General features: G+C 60.9%; 16 protein-coding genes and 4 tRNA genes. 5 read left to right on the top strand and 15 right to left on the bottom strand.

What is annotated here, in order from left to right; genetic code table 11:
* Nucleotides 1-5 precede the first annotated feature (5 nt).
* Entirely contained in the window at nucleotides 6-1,424 is a 1,419-nt protein-coding gene (gene leuC, locus GJU48_RS15575; protein ID WP_094953213.1) for a 3-isopropylmalate dehydratase large subunit, read from the bottom strand.
* Nucleotides 1,425-1,571: 147 nt separating this feature from the next.
* On the opposite strand from leuC, the gene GJU48_RS15580 reads away from it, so the two are divergent.
* Both GJU48_RS15580 and GJU48_RS15585 read left to right on the top strand, forming a co-directional pair.
* Nucleotides 1,572-2,462 carry a LysR family transcriptional regulator gene (locus GJU48_RS15580; RefSeq protein WP_094953211.1) on the top strand — a complete coding sequence of 297 codons (891 nt, stop codon included), beginning with the start codon at nucleotides 1,572-1,574 and terminating at the stop codon, nucleotides 2,460-2,462.
* Between the two features lie 66 nt (nucleotides 2,463-2,528).
* On the top strand, nucleotides 2,529-5,807 hold the full coding sequence (locus tag GJU48_RS15585) for an EAL domain-containing protein (RefSeq protein WP_094953209.1): 3,279 nt from the start codon (nucleotides 2,529-2,531) through the stop codon (nucleotides 5,805-5,807).
* Nucleotides 5,808-5,843: 36 nt separating this feature from the next.
* On the opposite strand, the gene GJU48_RS15590 is transcribed toward GJU48_RS15585, so the two are convergent.
* From GJU48_RS15590 to uvrB, 10 genes are all read right to left on the bottom strand, one after another.
* Entirely contained in the window at nucleotides 5,844-6,803 is a 960-nt protein-coding gene (locus GJU48_RS15590; protein ID WP_094953204.1) for a tRNA dihydrouridine synthase, read from the bottom strand.
* Nucleotides 6,804-6,858: 55 nt separating this feature from the next.
* On the bottom strand, nucleotides 6,859-7,293 hold the full coding sequence (locus GJU48_RS15595; RefSeq protein ID WP_094953202.1) for an acyl-CoA thioesterase: 435 nt from the start codon (nucleotides 7,291-7,293) through the stop codon (nucleotides 6,859-6,861).
* Nucleotides 7,294-7,330: 37 nt separating this feature from the next.
* Nucleotides 7,331-8,164 carry an alpha/beta hydrolase gene (locus GJU48_RS15600; RefSeq protein WP_094953200.1) on the bottom strand — a complete coding sequence of 278 codons (834 nt, stop codon included), beginning with the start codon at nucleotides 8,162-8,164 and terminating at the stop codon, nucleotides 7,331-7,333.
* Nucleotides 8,165-8,179: 15 nt separating this feature from the next.
* Nucleotides 8,180-8,719, bottom strand: coding sequence for a TetR/AcrR family transcriptional regulator (locus tag GJU48_RS15605; RefSeq protein ID WP_094953198.1), 540 nt, complete (start codon nucleotides 8,717-8,719; stop codon nucleotides 8,180-8,182).
* 284 nt (nucleotides 8,720-9,003) lie between these two features.
* Nucleotides 9,004-9,079 (bottom strand) — tRNA-Glu (locus GJU48_RS15610).
* Between the two features lie 78 nt (nucleotides 9,080-9,157).
* A tRNA-Ala gene (locus GJU48_RS15615) sits at nucleotides 9,158-9,233 on the bottom strand.
* A 50-nt stretch (nucleotides 9,234-9,283) separates the two neighbouring features.
* Nucleotides 9,284-9,359: transfer RNA gene (locus tag GJU48_RS15620), tRNA-Glu, on the bottom strand.
* 78 nt (nucleotides 9,360-9,437) lie between these two features.
* Nucleotides 9,438-9,513 (bottom strand) — tRNA-Ala (locus GJU48_RS15625).
* Between the two features lie 147 nt (nucleotides 9,514-9,660).
* A complete protein-coding gene (gltX, locus tag GJU48_RS15630; protein WP_017737872.1) occupies nucleotides 9,661-11,142 on the bottom strand; it encodes a glutamate--tRNA ligase in 1,482 nt (493 codons plus the stop codon).
* Nucleotides 11,143-11,359: 217 nt separating this feature from the next.
* Complete coding sequence (uvrB, locus tag GJU48_RS15635; RefSeq protein WP_083357715.1) at nucleotides 11,360-13,375, bottom strand: excinuclease ABC subunit UvrB; 2,016 nt, start codon at nucleotides 13,373-13,375, stop codon at nucleotides 11,360-11,362.
* Nucleotides 13,376-13,718: 343 nt separating this feature from the next.
* Between uvrB and GJU48_RS15640 the strand changes: the two genes are divergently transcribed.
* On the top strand, nucleotides 13,719-14,915 hold the full coding sequence (locus tag GJU48_RS15640; RefSeq protein ID WP_083357714.1) for an amino acid aminotransferase: 1,197 nt from the start codon (nucleotides 13,719-13,721) through the stop codon (nucleotides 14,913-14,915).
* A 110-nt stretch (nucleotides 14,916-15,025) separates the two neighbouring features.
* The gene (locus tag GJU48_RS15645; RefSeq protein WP_094952147.1) at nucleotides 15,026-15,235 is read left to right on the top strand and encodes a hypothetical protein; all 210 of its coding nucleotides are present in this window, start codon (nucleotides 15,026-15,028) and stop codon (nucleotides 15,233-15,235) included.
* Nucleotides 15,236-15,341: 106 nt separating this feature from the next.
* On the opposite strand, the gene ptrR is transcribed toward GJU48_RS15645, so the two are convergent.
* Nucleotides 15,342-16,238: a putrescine utilization regulator PtrR gene (ptrR, locus tag GJU48_RS15650; protein ID WP_306109965.1), complete on the bottom strand. Its 897-nt coding sequence runs from the start codon at nucleotides 16,236-16,238 to the stop codon at nucleotides 15,342-15,344.
* A 76-nt stretch (nucleotides 16,239-16,314) separates the two neighbouring features.
* Here ptrR and GJU48_RS15655 point away from each other — a divergent pair, with 76 nt between their 5' ends.
* Nucleotides 16,315-17,706: an aldehyde dehydrogenase family protein gene (locus GJU48_RS15655; RefSeq protein WP_094952145.1), complete on the top strand. Its 1,392-nt coding sequence runs from the start codon at nucleotides 16,315-16,317 to the stop codon at nucleotides 17,704-17,706.
* Between the two features lie 193 nt (nucleotides 17,707-17,899).
* Here the strand turns inward: GJU48_RS15655 and GJU48_RS15660 are convergent, their stop codons facing one another.
* The 3 genes from GJU48_RS15660 to GJU48_RS15670 are packed head-to-tail and all read right to left on the bottom strand — an operon-like array spanning nucleotide 17,900 to nucleotide 20,826.
* Entirely contained in the window at nucleotides 17,900-18,919 is a 1,020-nt protein-coding gene (locus GJU48_RS15660; protein ID WP_094952144.1) for a sensor histidine kinase, read from the bottom strand.
* Nucleotides 18,920-18,928: 9 nt separating this feature from the next.
* Nucleotides 18,929-20,395, bottom strand: coding sequence for an ATPase domain-containing protein (locus GJU48_RS15665; RefSeq protein WP_094952143.1), 1,467 nt, complete (start codon nucleotides 20,393-20,395; stop codon nucleotides 18,929-18,931).
* Nucleotides 20,392-20,826, bottom strand: coding sequence for a hypothetical protein (locus tag GJU48_RS15670; protein ID WP_242151280.1), 435 nt, complete (start codon nucleotides 20,824-20,826; stop codon nucleotides 20,392-20,394). The genes GJU48_RS15665 and GJU48_RS15670 overlap by 4 nt, the downstream gene beginning before the upstream one ends.
* Nucleotides 20,827-20,881: the final 55 nt, after the last annotated feature.

The following is a 20,881-nucleotide window of genomic DNA, read 5'->3' on the forward strand; positions in this document are numbered from 1 at the left end:
TTTCCTCAGATCAATTCGCGAACGTCGATGAAACGACCGTTGACGGCAGCGGCAGCGGCCATGGCCGGGCTGACCAAGTGGGTACGCCCACCGGCGCCCTGACGCCCTTCGAAGTTACGGTTGGAGGTGGACGCGCAATGCTCGCCCGACTCCAAACGGTCCGGGTTCATCGCCAGGCACATGGAGCAGCCCGGCTCGCGCCATTCAAAACCGGCTTCGAGGAAGATCTTGTCCAGGCCTTCGGCTTCGGCTTGAGCTTTGACCAACCCCGAACCTGGCACCACGATGGCTTGCTTAATGGTCGAGGCGACTTTGCGGCCCTTGGCGATCACCGCCGCAGCGCGCAAGTCTTCAATCCGCGAGTTGGTGCAGGAACCGATAAACACGCGATCCAACTGGATGTCGGTAATCGCCTGATTGGCTTTCAAGCCCATGTATTTCAAGGCGCGCTCGATGGAGCCACGCTTGACCAGGTCGGCTTCTTTGGCCGGGTCCGGCACGTTTTGATCAACGGCCAGAACCATCTCGGGCGAGGTGCCCCAGCTGACTTGCGGCTTGATCTGGGCAGCGTCGAGCTCGACCACGGTGTCAAACACCGCATCGGCGTCGGAGACCAAGTCTTTCCAGGCTTCGACGGCGGTATCCCAATCGGCGCCTTTCGGCGCGAATGGACGGCCCTTGACGTATTCAACGGTCTTTTCGTCCGCTGCTACCATGCCTACGCGGGCACCGGCTTCGATGGACATATTGCAGATGGTCATGCGGCCTTCAATAGACAGGTCGCGAATCGCGCTGCCGGCGAACTCGATGGCATGGCCGTTACCGCCGGCGGTGCCGATCTTGCCGATCACGGCGAGCACGATGTCTTTGGCGGTCACGCCGAAGGGCAGTTGGCCTTCGACCAACACCAACATGTTCTTCATCTTTTTGGCGACCAGGCACTGGGTGGCGAACACATGCTCCACCTCGGAAGTGCCGATGCCATGGGCCAAGGCGCCGAACGCACCATGGGTGGAGGTGTGGGAGTCGCCGCAGACCACGGTCATGCCCGGCAAGGTCGCGCCCTGCTCCGGGCCGATCACGTGAACGATGCCTTGACGCACGTCATTCATCTTGAATTCGGTGATGCCATATTCATCGCAATAGTCGTCGAGGGTCTGCACCTGAAGGCGCGACACGGTGTCGACGATCGCGTCGATGCCGCCTTTACGCTCAGGCGTGGTCGGCACGTTGTGGTCCGGGGTGGCGATGATGGAGTCGACGCGCCAAGGCTTGCGCCCGGCCAGTCGCAGGCCTTCGAACGCTTGGGGCGAGGTCACTTCATGGATGATGTGACGGTCGATGTAGATCAGCGACGAGCCATCGTCGCGCCGTTTCACTTCATGGGAATCCCAAAGCTTGTCGTAAAGCGTTTTGCCGGCCATCAGTCGGTCCTCATCATCGGTCTTTCTATGCCCCGGGTCTTGAGCGATTCAATAACCCTTTGGCTTGTGAGGCTGATGGTATGGCGCTACATTAAATAACTCAAATTCATATTTTTTATGCTTTGGATTACCAACTGGAATACCACCATGGACTTGGCCAACCTCAATGCCTTTATTGCCATCGCCGAGACCGGCAGCTTCTCCGGTGCAGGTGAACGCCTGCACCTGACACAACCGGCCATCAGCAAGCGCATTGCCGGGCTGGAACAACAATTAAAGGTACGTTTATTCGACCGTCTGGGCCGTGAAGTCGGCCTGACCGAGGCCGGGCGCGCCCTGCTGCCACGTGCGTATCAGATCCTCAATGTGCTGGACGACACCCGCCGCGCCCTCACCAACCTGAGCGGCGAAGTCAGCGGTCGCCTGACATTGGCCACCAGCCATCACATCGGCCTGCATCGCCTGCCGCCGATCCTGCGCGCCTTTACGCGCGAGTACCCCAATGTGGCGCTGGATATTCAGTTCCTCGACTCGGAAGTGGCCTACGAGGAAATCCTCCACGGCCGCGCCGAAGTGGCAGTGATCACCTTGGCGCCCGACCCGCACAACCTGGTCCGCGCCACGCCGGTGTGGGACGACCCGCTGGATTTCGTGGTCGCGCCGGAACACAGCTTGACCGGCAATGGCACGGTCAACTTGGCCGATATTGCCAAGCACCCGGCGGTGTTCCCGGGCGGCAATACCTTTACCCACCATATTGTCAGGCGCTTGTTCGAAGCCCAGGGCCTGACGCCGAACATCGCGATGAGCACTAACTACTTGGAAACTATAAAAATGATGGTATCCATCGGCCTGGCCTGGAGCGTGTTGCCGCGCACCATGCTCGATGATCAGGTGGCAAGTATCGCTTTGCCGGGCATACAACTCAGTCGCCAGCTAGGCTATATCGTGCACACCGAAAGGACGCTGTCGAACGCTGCGCGGGCTTTCATGAGCCTACTGGATGCACAGGTCGATCTGCCAGCGATACCGGCATGAAGCTGTGCGGCCTCAAGGTCTGATTAAAGCCGCGCCGAACGCCCATTGAGCCAAGGCCCATTGATAATGCGCAACCCCGTCGATTCCGTGCCACCCCTGCCCCGTATTTACGCCTTGGACCCTCAAGAGGCGGAACAAAGCTGGGACAGCGCCCCGCAATTGCTGGCAGCCCTCAATGCTGCCCGCCTGGGCGCGTGGTGGTGGGAAATCGATACCGGGCGGATAAGTTGGTCACGCGGCACCCAAGCGCTGTTCGGTTTCGACCCCCGCCAACCTTTACCCACCGACCTGGACTACTTGGACCTGCTGGCACCGTCAGATCGTGCGCGAGTGGTGCGGGCCTTTCACGCCGTGCTGGCGGGCGAGCCGTTCGAGCAAGCCACGCACCACCACATCCAATGGCCGGACGGCAGCCATCATTGGCTGGAAATCAATGGCAGCCTGGCACCGGACAAGACCGGTCGGCGCCGCATGATCGGGGTGATCCGCGAAACCACCCGCCAGCGCGAGCGCGAGCACGCCCTCAGCCACTCGGAAAAACGCTTCGCCACGTTGTTTCACCTGTGCCCCAATATGGTTCTACTGACGCGCCAATCTGATGGCCGGATCAGCGAAGCCAACCAGTATTTCGAGATGCTCTTCGGCTGGTCAGTGGCCGATGTCATCGGCCGCACCACCCTGGACCTCGGGCTGTGGCGCGACCCCGAACAGCGCGCGCTGCTGGTCAAGGCCACCCAGCGCAAGGGCGAGCCGATCACCATGGAGGTGCAGTTCTGCGCCAGTAACGGCCAGATTCACGATGGCACCCTCAGCGCGCAGAAAGTCGAGCTGGAGGGCGAGGCCTACCTGATCAGCACGTTCCTCGACACCACCGAACGTAAAAACGCCGAGCAAGCCTTGAAAGACAGCCAGGAACGCCTCGACCTGGCCCTGAACTCGGCGCAACTGGGCACCTGGGACTGGCACATCCCCACGGGCATGCTCTACGGCTCGGCCCGCGCCGCCCAACTGCATGGCCTGCCGCCGGAGCAATTCCACGAATCCTTCGACGCGTTTTTTGAGGGCATGTCCGATGAAGATCGCGAGGGCATGCGCAACGCCTATCGCAGCTTGCGTGAAGGCTCGGACGGTAACTACCAGTTGACCTACCGCGTGCTGACGGAATGCGGCAGCCCTCGCTACCTGGAAAGCCGCGCGCGCCTGTATCGTGACGAGGCCGGCAAACCTCTGCGCATGGCCGGCACCTTGCTCGACATCACCGACCAAGTGGAACGCGAACAGCGGATCACCGCGTCCGAAGAGAAATTCGCCAGCCTGTTCCAGGCCAGCCCCGACCCCATCTGCGTCACCTGCCTGGACGGCGGCACCTTTATCGAAATCAACCCGGCCTTTACCCAGACCTTTGGCTGGAGCGCCGCCGAGGTCATCAACAAGAGCGCCGAGCAGATCGGTTTATGGGACGACTCCAGCAAACGCCTGCAACGTATCGAACAGGTGATTCGCGAGCAGGCACTGAGCAACGTGGCCATCGTGGCGCGTCACAAAAACGGCCAGAGCCTGACCTGCATGATCTCTAGCCGCTTGATCAAGGTCGGCGACCAGCCATGCATCGTCACCACGCTTCGCGACATCACCCAACAGCAGCGCTCGGAGGCCGCGCTGAAGGCCAGTGAAGAGAAATTCGCCAAGGCCTTCCACTCCAGCCCCGACGCCATTTCTATCACCGAGCGCGACACCGGCCGATATGTGGAGGTCAACGACGGCTTCTGCCGCCTGACCGGTTATCGCGCCGAAGAGGCCATCGGCCTGACGCTGTACCAGATCGGCATCTGGGCCGATGAAAACCAGCGCACCGCGCTGTTGGCCGAGCTGCAGATCAAGGGCCGCATTCATCACTTGGAAATGCTCTGGCACAACAAACGCGGCGAGTTGTTGGCCGTGGAGGTCTCGGTAGAGCCGATTACGCTGAATGAAACGCCGTGCCTGCTGCTGACCGCGCGAGACGTGAGCCTGCTGAAAAACGCCCAGGCGCAGATTCGCCACCTGGCTTATCACGACCCGTTGACCAACCTGCCCAACCGCGCCTTGCTGATGGACCGCCTGAGCCAGCAAATCGCCCTGCTCAAACGCCATAACCTGCGCGGCGCCCTGTTGTTTCTCGACCTCGACCATTTCAAGCACATCAACGACTCCCTCGGCCATCCGGTGGGCGACACCGTGCTGAAAATCGTCACCGCGCGCCTGGAAGCCAGCGTGCGCATGGAGGACACGGTGGCGCGCCTGGGTGGCGATGAGTTTGTGGTGCTACTTAGCGGCCTGGACGGTACGCGGGCGCAAGTCAGCGCCCAGGTGCAGGAACTGGCCGACACCCTGCGCGAATTGCTCTCGGAACCGATGTTTCTCGATGGCCAACGCTTGCAGGTCACGCCGAGCATTGGCGTGGCGCTGATCCCGGACCATGGCTCCACCCCGGCGGACCTGCTCAAACGCGCCGACATTGCGCTCTATCGGGCCAAGGACTCGGGGCGTAACACCACGCAGATGTTTCACAACAGCATGCAAAAAACCGCCAGCGAGCGCCTGCGCATGGAGACCGACCTGCGCCTGGCGCTGTCGCGCGGTGAGTTCAGCGTGCATTACCAACCCCAGGTGGATGCGCGTGGCAACCGTATCATCGGCGCCGAAGCCTTGGTGCGCTGGCAGCACCCGCAACTGGGCGCGCAGTCACCCACGGAATTTATCAAGGTGCTGGAGGACAGCGGCCTGATCCTGGAAGTCGGCACCTGGATTCTTGATGAAGCGTGCGGCGCATTCGCGCAGTTGATCGCCGAGGGCCTGGTGGACCCACTGAATTTCAGCTTGTGCGTGAATATCAGCCCCAGGCAGTTCCGCCAGAGCGACTTCGTGGAACGGGTGGAACACAGCCTCACACACCATAAGCTGCCCTATAACTTGCTGAAACTGGAGATCACCGAAGGCATTGTGATCCAGAACCTGGACGAAACCGTGGCTAAGATGCGCCGCCTTAAAAAGCTCGGCGTGAGTTTTGCTATGGATGATTTCGGCACCGGCTACTCGTCGCTGACCTACCTCAAGCGCCTGCCGGTGGATGCGCTGAAAATCGACCAGTCCTTTGTGCGCGATGCAACCCACGACCCCAACGACGCCGAAATCATCCGCGCCATTGTGGCCATGGCCCACAGTTTGAACCTGGAAGTGATTGCCGAAGGCGTGGAAACCCCGGAACAACTGGCGTTCCTGCAGAAGCTGGGCTGCCATTTGTACCAGGGCTATTTGCACAGTCGGCCACTGTCGATCGAGGGGTTCAGGCGCTTGCTGGGGTAAGCGTCACACCAGTTTCAATTAAGAAAACTTAACGCGTCAGACCGCGATGGGGTGCGGCATGCCGAGCAGACGGCTGACCTGCTCCAACTCGGTTTCCCGGCGCATCGCGGTAAACAGCTCCACCGCCTCGGGGTAATTGCGCGTCAGCATCGCCAACCACTGCTTCAAACGGCCCGGCGCCTGCTTTTCCGTCAGTTGCGCCACCGATTGGCGCCAGAACTCGTGGAGCATCGGCTGCATCTGCGCCCAAGTCATTTCCACCACCTCTTCGCCCGCCCGCGCCGCCGCGATATGCCGCGCCAGGTCAGGGCGTGCCACCAGACCACGGCCGAGCATGATGTCTTCGACGCCACTGATTTCACGGCAGCGCCTCCAGTCTTCGACGCTCCAGATATCGCCATTGGCGAATACCGGCACCTTAACCACGTCCTGCACCCGTGGGATCCACTCCCAATGCGCCGGCGGCTTGTAGCCATCGGCCTTGGTGCGCGCATGCACCACGATGTGCGCTGCGCCGCCTTCGGCCAGGGCCGTGGCGCACACCAGCGCACCGTCGGGGCTATCGAAGCCCAGGCGCATCTTGGCGGTCACCGGGATATGCGCCGGGACGGCACGCCGCACATGCTCGACGATCTGGTTAAGCAGCTCCGGTTCCTTGAGCAATACTGCGCCGCCACGGGACTTGTTGACGGTCTTGGCCGGGCAACCGAAGTTGAGGTCGATCACTTGTGACCCCAACTCACAAGCCAGCGCGGCGTTTTCCGCCAGGCACACCGGGTCGGAGCCCAGCAACTGCACGCGCAGCGGCACGCCCGCTGCGGTATGGGCACCGTGCAGCAGTTCCGGGGCGAGCTTGTGGAAATAGGCAGGGGTGAGCAGGCGGTCGTTGACGCGAATGAACTCGGTCACGCACCAGTCAATACCGCCCACGCGGGTCAGCACATCGCGCAGGATGTTGTCGACCAACCCCTCCATGGGCGCCAAAGCAATTTGCATGGAAAACACTCAACAAAAATCGTGGCGCAGTTTACTGGGTTTCCCACAGTAAACGTTAACCCCCCGTCAGCGCAGGGCCATAGCCGTCGAGAAATTCGGCCGGCATACGCTTGGGCTTACCCGTGGACAGCTCGATGCAGACAAAAGTAGTTTGCCCGCGCAGCAATGTCGCGCCGTCGCGAGGGCGTACCAACTGGAAGCGACGCGTCATTTTCAAACGCTGATCCCAGTCGACGATCCAGGTGGCCAGTTGCAACTCATCGCCCTCGTAACCCGCCGCCAGGTAGTCGATCTCATGGCGAACGACGGCCATGGCGCGGTCGAGGCGGCGGTACTCGGTAAGGTCCAACCCCAGGCGCTGAGAATGGCGCCAGGCGCAACGCTCCAACCAGGACACGTACACCGCGTTATTGGCGTGCCCCAGGCCGTCGATGTCTTCAGCGCCGACCTGCAGGTCGATAATAAACGGCGTTGCCAAATCCCAGCCCATGCCTTGCTCCCGTCGCTTAATGTCGACGGGAAGTGTATCAGGCGGTCTGCCGCTCCTGTAAACGGCGGCCCGCCAGCAGCGCCAACACGGCATCGATCACCCGAGGGTCAGCCAGGACTCGTTGGTGGCCACCCTGCTCCAAGCGCAGCAGGCGGCTGTCGAACCAAGCGTCATGGATGGCTTGCGAGGCTTTGACCGGAACGAAGGTGTCGTCTTCGGCGTGCACGATCAGGCCGGGGATATTCATCTGGTAGTGCGCCACATCCAAGTGCTTAAGCGGGATACCAAGGGTCAACTCGACCTCTTGGATGAACGCCGAGCGCGCCCGTGGCGGCAAACCGACCATGCCGGCAAAACCGCGCAGCACATCGAGGACGCGCGACGGCGCGGCAATACTCACCAAGGCCTCGGTACGCAGCCCCAGTTGCACCGCCAGCATCGCACTGGCGCCGCCCATGGAATGCCCCACCACCGCGCGCAACGGCGGCAGCTCAGCGGCGGCTTCGAGCATAGCGCGTGCGAACAGCAGCACATGTGCTTCACGCCCCGGCGAACGACCATGAGCCGGGCCATCCAAGGCAATCACTGAATAACCGTTATCCACCAACGCTGTAATCAGGCTGGCGAACTGCGTGGGACGCCCTTCCCAGCCGTGCATCAGCAGCACCGCAGGGCCTTGGCCCCAACGCAACGCCGACAACCCAAAGCGCAGGGTGATGCGCTCCGATTGCGCCAGCGACGACAGCTCCCACTCACGCAGCGGCAGGTTACGAGGCGTCATGAAGGTACGGCGCAACTTGCTGGCCACCATGCGCGGCGCCAAGCGGCCGACGGTGCCATTAAAGCCACGGATCCAGGTTAATGCGCCCATCATGCGCCTCCTTTTTCAGCGCACCGCCGACTTGGCAGCACGCAATACACGGTCGGACAACTCACACGGCCCAAGGGCGCGGGCCAAGGCCAGGCCACCGATCATCAACGCCATGTCGGCCAGGGCCTTGTCGGTGTCTTCGGGGCTGGCAGCCAACTGGGCAGCCATCAACTCCGTATGCTCGTTGAGTGCCTGGCGAAACTCATCCGGCAGGCGGCTCATCTCGCCCACAGTGGCCGGTATCGGGCAGGCTTGATCCGTAGAGTCACGGTGCTTGCGCGACAGGTAAAACGCCGCCACCAGGCCTCTGCGCTCCTCACCGGTCAGTTGCGCGTCCATGTCGTCGACGGACGCGCGCCGCCGAGCCAATAATTGGGTGAAGGCCTCCAGCATCAACGCGTCCTTGCTTTCAAAGTGCGCGTAGAAACCACCGACCGTAAGCCCTGCCGCGCCCATGACTTCGCCGACACTCGGCTCGGCCGGGCCGCGCTGGATCAACGCCGCGCTGGCGGCCCGCAAAATGCGTTCGCGGGTTTGCGCTTTTTTATCGCTCATGGTTGCCTCCGTCTCTCATGGGTTGAATATTATTACCATAATAATATTTAGCAAGCGACAGGCATGACCACTGGTCAGGACAGAAAATTGGAATTGAGGAGAGGATTGGCCAAACGCCAGACAAACAAAAGGGCCATTCAATAATATATTTAGCAAGCGACAGGCATGACCACTGGTCAGGACAGAAAATTGGAATTGAGGAGAGGATTGGCCAAACGCCAGACAAACAAAAGGGCCATTCAATAATTGAATGACCCTTAAAAATCCCGCAGAGCGGGTAATCGTGGCGTCCCCTAGGGGACTCGAACCCCTGTTACCGCCGTGAAAGGGCGGTGTCCTAGGCCACTAGACGAAGGGGACACAAACCTTCTATACACTGACCAGGCTGAGACTGGTCGATCCAAGGACGGTGTGGCCAGAACCTTGAACCTGTAAAATTGGTGGAGCTAAACGGGATCGAACCGTTGACCTCTTGCATGCCATGCAAGCGCTCTCCCAGCTGAGCTATAGCCCCAGATTTTTCGTCTCGCGACGCAGCAGACCTTTCGAGCTGCTTGTTGAAACTGGCGTCCCCTAGGGGACTCGAACCCCTGTTACCGCCGTGAAAGGGCGGTGTCCTAGGCCACTAGACGAAGGGGACAAAACCTTCTGTACAACCGATCAGAGCCGAGACCTGATCAATTCAAGGACGGTGTGGCCAGACCTTGAACCTGTAAATTGGTGGAGCTAAACGGGATCGAACCGTTGACCTCTTGCATGCCATGCAAGCGCTCTCCCAGCTGAGCTATAGCCCCTCATCGGTGAGGACGGGGCGAATCTTAATGGCGGTTTGAAAGGCTGTCAAATTTATTTTCAACAATTTCCAAAATTTTTTGCCGGGATAACAATCACTTACCGTTAAAACCCCGGAAAACCGGGGTTTTATCGTTACCGCAGGTTGCTTAGGCGATAGCACCCAGCAGCTTTTCCCACTCTTTGTTTTCTTTCTTCGACACACCACCAAGCAAATCAAGGGCTTGGCGCAGACGGAAACGCGTCAGGTCTGGGCCGAGAATTTCCATCGCATCGAGTACCGACACCGAACTGGCCTGCCCGGTGATCGCAGCAAACATCAGCGGCATGGCATCGCGCAATTTCAGTTCCAGGGACTCGACCACCGCCTGAATCGTCGCGGTGATCGCATCCTTCTCCCACTGACGCAGGCTTTCGAGCTTCCACAGGATCAACTGCATCAACTGGCGAACCTGATCGCCCGAGAGCTTCTTGGATTCAAACAGCTTGGCGTCCGGGTTCACGCCACCGGCAAAGAAGAAGCTCGCCAACGGTGCGACCTGGCTGAACGTCTCCACCCTGCCCTGCACCAACGGTGCAATCTTCATCATGTACTCGGGGTTCAACGCCCACTGCTGCACGCGGCTGGCGAATTCTTCCACCGGCAGGTCACGCAGCCATTGGCCGTTGAGCCACGACAGCTTCTCGATGTCGAAGATCGGCCCGCCCAGGGAGACGCGGGACAGGTCAAAGTTATCGACCATTTCCTGCAGCGAGAACTTCTCGCGCTCGTCCGGCATCGACCAGCCCATGCGGCCCAAGTAGTTGAGCATCGCTTCGGGCATAAAGCCCATGCGCTCGTAGAAGGTTACCGAGGTCGGGTTCTTGCGCTTGGACAACTTGCTCTTGTCCGGGTTACGCAGCAGCGGCATGTAGCACAACTGCGGCTGTTCCCAGCCAAAGTACTCATAAAGCAGGATCAGTTTCGGCGCCGACGGCAGCCATTCTTCGCCGCGCAGCACGTGGGTGATGCCCATCAGGTGGTCGTCGACCACGTTGGCCAGGAAGTACGTCGGCAGGCCATCGGTCTTCATCAGCACCTGCATGTCCATGCGGTCCCACGGGATCTCGACGTCACCGCGCAGCATGTCCGGCACCACGCACACGCCTTCACTCGGCACTTTCATGCGGATAACGTGGGGCTCGCCGGCGGCCAGGCGCTGGGCCACTTCTTCTTTGGACAGCAGCAGCGCGCGGCCGTCGTAGCGCGGGGTTTCGCCACGCGCCTGTTGCTCGGCGCGCATCTGGTCCAGTTCTTCCGCGGTGCAGAAGCACGGGAAGGCATGGCCCATGTCGACCAATTGCTGGGTGTATTGCTTGTAGATGTCGCTGCGCTCGCTCTGGCGATACGGGCCGTGCGGGCCACCAACGTCCGGGCCTTCTGCCCAGGTAATGCCCAACCAGCGCAACGCATCGAAAATCTGCTGTTCCGACTCACGGGTCGAACGCACTTGATCGGTGTCTTCGATCCGCAGGATGAATTCACCGCCGTGCTGCTTGGCGAAGCAGTAGTTGAACAAGGCGATGTAGGCAGTGCCGACGTGGGGATCCCCAGTAGGCGATGGCGCAATGCGCGTGCGGACGGTGGTCATGGCAGGTCTCGAGTGGGCGATAAAGCTGAAAATTGAAACAAGGGGCGAATGGTAACAGCCTGGGGTGCTTGGGCTCCAGCCTGGGTGAATCTGGTAGACCGCGGCGCTGCCATTCGCGAGCAAGCCCGCTCCCACAGTTGACCGATTTCCAACATGAGAATGCGGTCGAATGTGGGAGCGGGCTTGCTCGCGAAGAAGCCATCACAGCCTCTACATATCAAACAGCCAACAACCGCTCCCGCAGCTTGCCGATCTCATCGCGCGTCTGCGCCGCCGCTTCAAACTCAAGATCGCGCGCCAACTGGTACATCTTCTCTTCCAACTGCCGGATGCGCTTGGTGATCTCACTTGGCGAGCGCAATTCGTTCTCGTACTTGGCGCTTTCTTCGGCCGCCTTGGCCATGCCCTTGCGCTTCTTGCTGCGCGAGCCGGGCACGGTGGCGCCTTCCATGATGTCGGCGACATCCTTGAAGACACCTTTGGGGATGATGCCGTTCTCCAGGTTGTAGGCAATCTGCTTGTCACGGCGGCGCTCGGTCTCGCCAATCGCCCGCTCCATGGAGCCGGTGATGCGGTCCGCGTACAGAATCGCGCGACCATTGAGGTTACGTGCCGCACGGCCGATGGTCTGGATCAGCGAGCGCTCGGAACGCAGGAAGCCTTCCTTGTCGGCATCCAGGATCGCCACCAGCGACACTTCCGGCATGTCCAGGCCTTCGCGCAGCAGGTTGATCCCCACCAGCACATCAAAGGTGCCCAGGCGCAGGTCACGGATAATTTCCACACGCTCCACGGTGTCAATGTCCGAGTGCAAATAGCGCACGCGCACGCCGTGGTCGGCCAGGTAGTCAGTCAAGTCTTCGGACATGCGTTTGGTCAGCGTGGTGACCAGCACCCGCTCCTCCAAAGCCACGCGCTTGGTGATTTCCGAAAGCAAGTCATCGACCTGGGTCAGTGCCGGGCGGATTTCGATTTGCGGGTCCACCAGGCCGGTCGGGCGCACCAGTTGCTCAATCACGCGCCCCGCGTGTTCGGCTTCGTAGTTACCCGGCGTGGCGGAGACAAAAATCGTCTGCGGGCTGATGCTTTCAAACTCGTCAAAACGCATCGGCCGGTTATCCAGCGCCGACGGCAGGCGGAAGCCGTACTCCACCAAGGTTTCTTTACGCGAGCGGTCACCTTTGTACATCGCACCGACCTGCGGCACGCTGACGTGGGATTCGTCGATCACCAACAAAGCGTCGTCCGGCAGGTAATCAAACAGAGTGGGCGGCGCCTGCCCGGATTCGCGGCCCGAAAGGTAGCGCGAGTAGTTTTCGATGCCGTTGCAGTAGCCCAGCTCCAGGATCATCTCCAGGTCGAAACGCGTGCGCTGCTCCAGGCGCTGGGCTTCCACCAGCTTGTTGTTGGCGCGCAAATACTCTAGGCGCTCAACCAACTCGCCCTTGATGCCTTCAATGGCGCCCATCAGGGTTTCGCGCGGGGTCACGTAGTGGCTTTTCGGGTAGAAGGTGAAGCGCGGCAGCTTGCGGATCACCTCACCGGTCAACGGGTCGAAGGCCGACAGGCTCTCGACTTCATCGTCAAACAGCTCGATGCGGATCGCTTCCAGGTCGGATTCGGCCGGGTAGATGTCGATCACGTCGCCGCGCACACGGAAGGTGGCGCGTGCGAAGTCCATGTCATTGCGGGTGTACTGCAAGCTCGTCAGGCGACGCAACAGCTCGCGCTGGTCGAGTTTATCGCCGCGATCAACGTGTAACACCATCTTCAAATAGGCTTCGGGGCTACCCAGACCGTAGATGCACGACACCGTGGTGACGATGATCGCGTCCTTACGCTCCAGCAGCGCCTTGGTCGCTGACAGCCGCATCTGCTCGATATGGTCGTTGATCGACGCATCCTTCTCGATGAAGGTATCGGACGACGGCACGTAGGCTTCGGGCTGGTAGTAGTCGTAGTAGGAAACGAAGTACTCCACCGCGTTGTTCGGGAAGAACGCCTTGAACTCGCCGTACAGCTGCGCGGCCAGGGTTTTGTTCGGCGCCAGCACCAAGGTCGGACGATTGATCTGCGCAATCACGTTGGCGATGCTGAAGGTCTTGCCTGAACCGGTCACCCCGAGCAGCGTCTGGTGCGCCAGGCCGGCCTCGATGCCCTCAACCATCAGGCGAATAGCTTCGGGTTGATCGCCGGCGGGTTCAAAGCGGGTGACGAGCTGGAAATCCGACATAACGTACCTCGTGAAGTCACCCCAGACTCGAAACCGCCAGGGACGAAAAAGCTCAGCAACCCGCGAATAGTCATCGCAGGTTGCAGGAAAAAACCATGATAGCTGTAGAAGTGGTGCCGAATGTCACGGGTTTCAAGGTAATCGTCCTACCTGCCGTCGTGGCCCCATGTTGCAATAAGACTAATGGTCGGCAAATAAACCGAAAAACTTGGCCGAAAAGCCGTTTCGGCTGTCGCCCTCAGCCTGGATGGCCTCTATACTAGCTCCCCGTTTGTGCACCGCTCTAGTGCATTCGGCTGGAGCGCGACACGTCCCTCCATTCCCCCATAGAGCTGCCGCAAAAATGAGCCTGTTCTCCGCTGTCGAAATGGCACCACGCGATCCAATCCTGGGCCTCAACGAAGCATTCAACGCCGATACACGAACCACCAAGGTCAACCTTGGCGTGGGCGTTTACTGCAACGAAGAGGGGAAGATTCCACTCTTGCGTGCCGTTGCCGAAGCGGAAGCCATTCGCGTGGCGCAACACGCCGCCCGTGGCTACTTGCCGATCGACGGGATCGTCGCCTACGACCAGGCCGTGCAAAAGCTGCTGTTTGGCGCTGACTCGCCGCTGCTGAGCGCCGGCCGTGTCATCACCGCACAAGCGGTCGGCGGCACCGGCGCGCTGAAAATCGGCGCTGACTTCCTCAAGCAACTGCTGCCCAATGCCGTGGTTGCCATCAGCGACCCAAGCTGGGAAAACCACCAGGCACTGTTCGAAAAAGCCGGCTTCCCGGTGCAGACTTACCGCTACTACGACGCCGCCACCCACGACGTAAACCGTGCCGGCCTGCTCGAAGACCTCAACGCCCTGCCGCCACAGTCCATCGTGGTACTGCACGCCTGCTGCCATAACCCGACCGGTGTCGACCTGAGCCCAGCCGACTGGCAACAAGTGCTGGACGTGGTCAAGGCGAAAAACCTGGTGCCATTCCTCGACATGGCCTACCAGGGCTTTGGCGACGGCATCCACGAAGACGCCGCCGCAGTTCGCCTGTTCGCCGAGTCGGGCCTGACCTTCTTTGTGTCCAGCTCGTTCTCCAAGTCGTTCTCGCTGTACGGCGAACGCGTGGGCGCGCTGTCGATCGTCAGCGAATCCAAGGAAGAAAGCGCGCGCATCCTGTCCCAGGTCAAGCGTGTGATCCGCACCAACTACTCCAACCCGCCGACCCACGGCGCAGCAATCGTGGCTGCCGTGCTGAACAACCCTGAGCTGCGCGCCCAGTGGGAAGCGGAACTGGCCGAAATGCGCCTGCGCATCCGTGGCATGCGTGAGCAGATGGTGGCGGAACTGGCCAAGGCAGCCCCGGGCCACGACTTCAGCTTCGTCGGCCGCCAGCGCGGGATGTTCTCCTACTCCGGCCTGACCGTTGAGCAAGTCACCCGCCTGCGCACTGAGTTTGGTATCTACGCACTCGACACCGGCCGCATCTGCGTGGCGGCGCTGAACCAGGCGAACATTGGTGCCGTGACAAAGGCGATTGTTCAGGTGCTGTAAGCCTGTAATGGTTGTGATGAAGGGGAAGCCTGCCACAGGAAGAAAACCTCGCTGCTTGCCGCAACCAGCCCTAGACTGAACCCCGACTGCCCCTTTGCTGTGAGAGCCCTATGAGAAACGACGACCTGGACCTGCGCGCTGACCGCGACGAACTGCATGACTACACCCCGCGCGCCCCGCAAGCCAAGCGCGAGAAAAGCCTGGTGCTGCAAGTGGCCCTCGGCGTGTTCCTCGGTGGACTGGCCTTGTGGCTGGTGCAGTTGGGTGCGACGGCGATCATGGCCAAATTGGCGATGGGCACCTTCCAGTTCGGCGGTTAACAAAGATCAACGGTGGGAGCTGGCTTGCCTGCGATAGCGTCAGGCCTGCTGATACCGCTATCACTGATACACCGTTATCGCAGGCAAGCCAGCTCCCACACGGGATCTACTTTGCCTGCAGAACGCTCTCCTCCAACAACTTCACAAAACTGTTCAAACTCTGCGACACCGTGCCCCGGCGCCAGATCAGCCAGGTATTCAGGATGCGGAACGCGTCGCTCAACGGCCACACACTCACCGCGGTAAACCCCGGCATGCTCTCCAGCATGCTGCGCGGCATCAGCGCCAGGCCGGCCCCGGCGCTGACGCAGGCGAGCATGCCGTGGTAGGACTCCATCTCGAAGATCTTGCCCGGCACCGCGCCGTCCTGTGAGAACCAGCGTTCGAAGTGATGCCGATACGAGCAGTTCGAGCGAAAGGTGTAGATGCTCTCCCCCGCCACATCCTGCCCGCGCGTGATCGGCGCGTGGTGCAGCGGTGCGATCACCACCATCTCTTCCTCAAACACTGCCACGCCCTCCAGCGTCGCATGCAGCACCGGCCCATCGACAAACGCCGCCGCCAGGCGCCCGGACAACACGCCCTCGATCATCGTGCCCGACGGCCCGGTGCTCAGGTCCAGCTCGACCTTGGTGTGCTTCTGGTTGTACGCCGCGAGCAACGCGGGGATACGCACCGCCGCCGTGCTCTCCAGCGACCCCAGGGCAAAAGCGCCCTGGGGCTCATCCCCCGCCACCGTGGCGCGGGCTTCTTGCACCAAATCAAGAATACGCCGCGTATAGCCGAGGAAATTCCACCCGGCCGGTGACAAGCGCAGGCGGCTCTTCTCGCGGATAAACAGCTCTACGCCCAGGTCCTGCTCCAGCTGCTTGATGCGCGTGGTCAGGTTCGACGGCACGCGATGAATCAACTGCGCGGCCGCGCTGATGCTGCCTTGCTCGGCAACGGCCTTGAAGATTTCCAGCTGCACCAAGTCATCATTCTCAATTTGAGAACGAACCACTCAATATTATTCAGTTTCCAGAAAACATACATCCCCGTAGGCTCAATCCATTCCACTCATTCAGCCGGACGGTGCCATGAACGCTATCACTCACCAGACCCACGCCTTGTCGATCAACCCCGCCAACGGCGAAACAGTCGCCAGCTACCCCTATGAAACCGAGGCGCAACTGGACGCCGCGCTCAACCGCGCCACCGCTGCCTTCCGCACCTGGCGCCGCCAGCCGGTGAGCCAACGCGCCGAATGGCTGCTGGCCTTGGCCGCTGCCCTGCGTGATCAAGCCGAGGACATGGCGCAGATGATCACCCTGGAAATGGGCAAACCCATAGCCCAGGCGCGTGCCGAAATCGAAAAATGCGCGCAACTCGCCGAGTGGTATGCCGCCCAAGGCCCGGCCATGCTGGCGCCAGAACCGACGTTGGTGGACAACGGCAGCGCGCAGATCGAATACCGCCCGCTGGGCCCGATCTTCGCCGTAATGCCGTGGAACTTCCCGGTGTGGCAAGTGCTGCGCGGTGCCGTGCCGACCTTGCTGGCCGGCAATACCTACGTGCTCAAACATGCACCCAACGTGATGGGCAGCGCCTACCTGATCCAGCAAGCGTTCCAGAAAGCCGGTTTCGCCGAAGGCATTTTTGAAGTGGTCAACGTGACGAACAACGGCGTCTCCCAGGCCATCGCCGACCCACGCATCGCCGCCGTCACCCTCACCGGCAGCGTACGCGCCGGCATCGCCATCGGCTCACAGGCTGGCGCGGCGCTGAAGAAATGCGTGCTGGAACTGGGCGGCTCCGACCCGTTCATCGTGCTCAATGACGCCGACCTCGACGCCGCCGTGCAGGCCGCTGTGATCGGGCGCTTCCAGAACAGCGGCCAAGTCTGCGCCGCCGCCAAGCGCCTGATTATCGAAGAAGGCGTGGTGGACGCCTTCACCGCCAAATTCCTCGAAGCCAGCCGCGCGCTGGTGATGGGCGACCCGACTGCGACCAGCACCTACGTCGGCCCAATGGCCCGCTTCGACCTGCGCGACGAGCTGCATGGCCAGGTCCAGGCCACCTTGGAAGAAGGCGCGACCCTGTTGCTGGGCGGCAACAAAGTCCCCGGCGCCGGCAACTACTATGAGCCGACCGTGCTGGCCAACGTCACCGACCAAATGACCTCGTTCAAACAGGAACTGTTCGGCCCCGTGGCCTCGATCATCACCGCCCGCGATGCCGACCACGCCGTGGCCCTGGCCAACGACAGCGAGTTCGGCCTGACCGCCAGCATCTTCACCACCGACTCGGCCAAGGCACGGGATATCGCCAACCAGCTGGAAACCGGCGGGATCTTCGTCAACGCCTTCAGCGTGTCCGACCCTCGGGTGGCGTTTGGCGGTGTGAAAAAGAGTGGGTTCGGGCGAGAGTTGTCGCACTTTGGCGTGCGGGAATTCTGCAATGCACAGACGGTTTGGTTGGATCGCAAGTAAGTCAAATCCTTCTGTGGCGAGCGGATTGTTGTGGCAAGCCCGCTCGCCAAAAGAATGGCGCTAATCAGGCATTCAACAACGGCAACGTCACCACAAACTCACTGCCACCTGGGGTTGGATCGCAAGTAAGTCAAATCCTTCTGTGGCGAGCGGATTGTTGTGGCAAGCCCGCTCGCCAAAAGAATGGCGCTAATCAGGCATTCAACAACGGCAACGTCACCACAAACTCACTGCCACAGCCCTTGCCCTCGCTGATGGCGGTGACCTTGCCGCCATGCGCCTCCACCAGCTCGCGAACCACCGTCAAGCCAATCCCCAAGCCAGAGCCGTTAAAGCCGATGGCGTGCTCATCCTGCACGTAAGGATCAAAGATAAACGGTAGCGCCTTGGCCGACACACCAATGCCGTTGTCAGCAATGCTGATCCTCAACTCATCCGCCACGCTGACAGACATCACAATGGTACCGCCCACCGCCGTGTATTTGGCTGCATTCGCCAGCAGGTTATGCAGAATTTGCGCAAGGCGCCCCGCGTCACCCATGAGCATCAAGCTGCCGTCAGGCAGGTGGGCATCGAACCGCTGATTTTTCGCGCGCATCACCGGGCCGCACGCATCAATGGCGCTTCTCAGAATCTGCAGCATGTCGACCTCCCTGCGTTCGATGTGCAGCTTGCCCGTGCTGACGCGGGACACGTCCAGCAAATCGTCCACCAGTTGTGAAATATGCTGCACCTGGCCTTCGATCAGCTCACGCATGCGCGGCAGCTGGTCGCTGGGCAGCCGGACCATGCGCTCGGCGATCATGCTGATCGGTGTTAACGGGTTACGCAGCTCATGCGCGACCATCGCCAGGATGCTTTTCTGTTGGCCCAGCGCACGCTCGGCGGTCGCCTGCAGGTCTTGGGCGCTGAGTGCCGCGATCACCAATTGCGCATTCGCCTCGCGAAGCTCCTGGTACAGGCGCTGCTCCTCCACACGCGGCAGATTGACCGCGTCTGACTGCGCGAGAAGAATCGCCAGCACCAATTGCTGATTGGCCTCGATCACCTGCTCGACGTGCTGGGTATCCACCAGACGGCTGCTGGCGTCAGTCAATTGCTGTTGCAGGGCGGCGAGTACGGCGCGCGCCTCCACGTTTTTTTGCCCAAGCAGGAACAGTTCGTGAGCAGCATTCTTCAGCTCACTGTCATTCTTACGGCCGCCGTCACTCATGAGTCGGGCTCACACATGTTTGGCTCCCGTCGAAATTTTCTTGGTCGGCCGCCCGCCCAGCAACCCTTCCTGCTCGGGCAGCATGTCGCGGATCTGCAGGCCGTTATCGTCGATGTGGTACTGGCGCAGTTGATCGGAATGGGCACTGGCGCGCACCTTGACCACCGCCATGATGCGCAGTAAACGGCTCTCGACTTCGATATAGCGCTGCACAATGATCGCGTCGGTCAGGAACGCGGTGCCGTAAGGGCTGAAACGCAGGTCGGTGTAGCGGTCTTCCAGCTCCGAGGTCATCAATACACTGACCCCCACAGCGGTCAGCGCAGTCACCATGCGTGACAGCGACTCGCGAAAGTCCGCGCGAAAGGTCGGCGCCAGCGCCAGTTCAAAGCCCGACAGCGAGTCGATGACGACGCGGGTGGCGTTCAAACGGCTGATTTCGCCGAGCAGCAATTGCACGATTTCGTCGATGGACAGGTCCGGCGAGCGGCTGTCCACCAAGCCAATCTTGTCGCGCTTGATCAACTCGGCCAATTTAGGGTTTTGCGAATGGTTGGGCCGTTGCTCAAACACCGCAATCACCCCGGTTTCGCCGTTGCGCGCGCCTTCGGCCAGGAAGGTCGCCGCCAGGATGCTCTTGCCCGAGCCTGATGGCCCGGCCACCAACAGCGAATACCCGCGAGGCAGGCCGCCACCGAGCATCTCATCGAGTGCCGGCACGCCCATTTTCAGGCGGGTGATCGGGAACGTCGATGGCGCGTCAACTGCGCGATTGATAGCAGCCGGCGGGAACACCTTGACGCCCGAAGTGGCAATACGGAAGGTGTGCAGCCCCGGCAAGGTCGGTTGGCCACGCATCTTCATAATTTCCATCTTGCGCACCATCGAGTTGCGCTCGACGCTCTGGCGCAGCCAGATCAGGCCGTCGGCCACGGTGAAAATCGGGTTGGTGTCGGTTTCGGTGAAGTATTCCCCGATCAGGAAGGTCGTCGCCTGCCACGTGGTCATCAACATGCCCAGTTGCTGGATGAACTGCGGCAGGTTGTTGTTCGGGTTGTGCTGAGTCTGGCTGGCCAGCACCACGGAGCGAAACGAGTCAACAAACACCAGCGACGGCGAATGCGCCTCGACCTCGCTGACAATGCGCCGCAACACTTCGTCCAGGTCGCCGGCCAAGGTGTCGTCGGCCAGATTGATGTAGCGAATCGACTGGTTGATCGCTTCGCTGTCGAAAAAATCGAACTGCTGCTGATAACGCAGCATCTTCAGCGGCGGCTCCCCGAGGACGGTAAAGAACAGCGCTGGGCGCTCTGGTGTGGCCAGGGCAAACATCATCTGGTGCGCCAGGGTGGTTTTGCCACACCCAGGAGGGCCTGCGATCAAGTTGAACGAAAACTCCGGCAGGCCTCCGCCCAGGACCTCGTCCAGTCCTGGCACACCCGTGGCCAGACGGTTGATAGTCACTTTGGTGCTCATGGCGAAATTTCCTGCGAAGAGGTGTCGCTCGAAGAAGGCTTCCACACGTCAACCAGCAGACGTGCGGTGAGTGAAGGCCCGATCAGCGTGGTCAGAAGCTCGTAGAGGGTTGTCAGCAACACCTCACCGAAAAACAGCGCATCGGTTTCGTTCTGCTCGACGAGTACGGATTTGAGGGCAATCAGGTCCATCGCGGCCGGCACGCTGTCATAGGTGCCGGCCAGGCGTGGACGGGGCGAGACGCACAGATGGAAGCTGCGGCGGTACAGCGCGGCGACGCCTTGCTGGCCGATAATGGGCGCCAGTGCTGCGCCCATATCCTGCAAAATGGAAACAATCGCCGTGGCGATGCTTGCAGTGTCAGCGTGCGGACCAACACGGTGCGCCAGAGAAGCTACGATCCGGCGGCTCTCTTCGCTATGCGTGGGCATGTCTGACTAATATCTGATGAACAGAGACTGATGGTACACCCTATGCCAAGGGATA

The sequence above is a fragment of the Pseudomonas sp. IB20 genome (genome assembly GCF_009707325.1).
Taxonomy (GTDB): Bacteria; Pseudomonadota; Gammaproteobacteria; order Pseudomonadales; family Pseudomonadaceae; genus Aquipseudomonas.

Excerpts from the sequence above, each read along its gene's own strand:
- GJU48_RS15670 (WP_242151280.1), bottom strand. The coding sequence starts at position 20,826 with ATGCCCACGCATAGCGAAGAGAGCCGCCGGATCGTAGCTTCTCTGGCG.
- GJU48_RS15590 (WP_094953204.1), bottom strand. The coding sequence starts at position 6,803 with ATGCAAATTGCTTTGGCGCCCATGGAGGGGTTGGTCGACAACATCCTG.
- GJU48_RS15595 (WP_094953202.1), bottom strand. The coding sequence starts at position 7,293 with ATGGGCTGGGATTTGGCAACGCCGTTTATTATCGACCTGCAGGTCGGC.
- GJU48_RS15660 (WP_094952144.1), bottom strand. The coding sequence starts at position 18,919 with ATGAGTGACGGCGGCCGTAAGAATGACAGTGAGCTGAAGAATGCTGCT.
- GJU48_RS15640 (WP_083357714.1), top strand. The coding sequence starts at position 13,719 with ATGAGCCTGTTCTCCGCTGTCGAAATGGCACCACGCGATCCAATCCTG.
- GJU48_RS15585 (WP_094953209.1), top strand. The coding sequence starts at position 2,529 with ATGCGCAACCCCGTCGATTCCGTGCCACCCCTGCCCCGTATTTACGCC.
- GJU48_RS15600 (WP_094953200.1), bottom strand. The coding sequence starts at position 8,164 with ATGGGCGCATTAACCTGGATCCGTGGCTTTAATGGCACCGTCGGCCGC.
- GJU48_RS15580 (WP_094953211.1), top strand. The coding sequence starts at position 1,572 with ATGGACTTGGCCAACCTCAATGCCTTTATTGCCATCGCCGAGACCGGC.
- uvrB (WP_083357715.1), bottom strand. The coding sequence starts at position 13,375 with ATGTCGGATTTCCAGCTCGTCACCCGCTTTGAACCCGCCGGCGATCAA.
- GJU48_RS15665 (WP_094952143.1), bottom strand. The coding sequence starts at position 20,395 with ATGAGCACCAAAGTGACTATCAACCGTCTGGCCACGGGTGTGCCAGGA.
- GJU48_RS15645 (WP_094952147.1), top strand. The coding sequence starts at position 15,026 with ATGAGAAACGACGACCTGGACCTGCGCGCTGACCGCGACGAACTGCAT.
- gltX (WP_017737872.1), bottom strand. The coding sequence starts at position 11,142 with ATGACCACCGTCCGCACGCGCATTGCGCCATCGCCTACTGGGGATCCC.
- leuC (WP_094953213.1), bottom strand. The coding sequence starts at position 1,424 with ATGGCCGGCAAAACGCTTTACGACAAGCTTTGGGATTCCCATGAAGTG.
- GJU48_RS15655 (WP_094952145.1), top strand. The coding sequence starts at position 16,315 with ATGAACGCTATCACTCACCAGACCCACGCCTTGTCGATCAACCCCGCC.
- GJU48_RS15605 (WP_094953198.1), bottom strand. The coding sequence starts at position 8,719 with ATGAGCGATAAAAAAGCGCAAACCCGCGAACGCATTTTGCGGGCCGCC.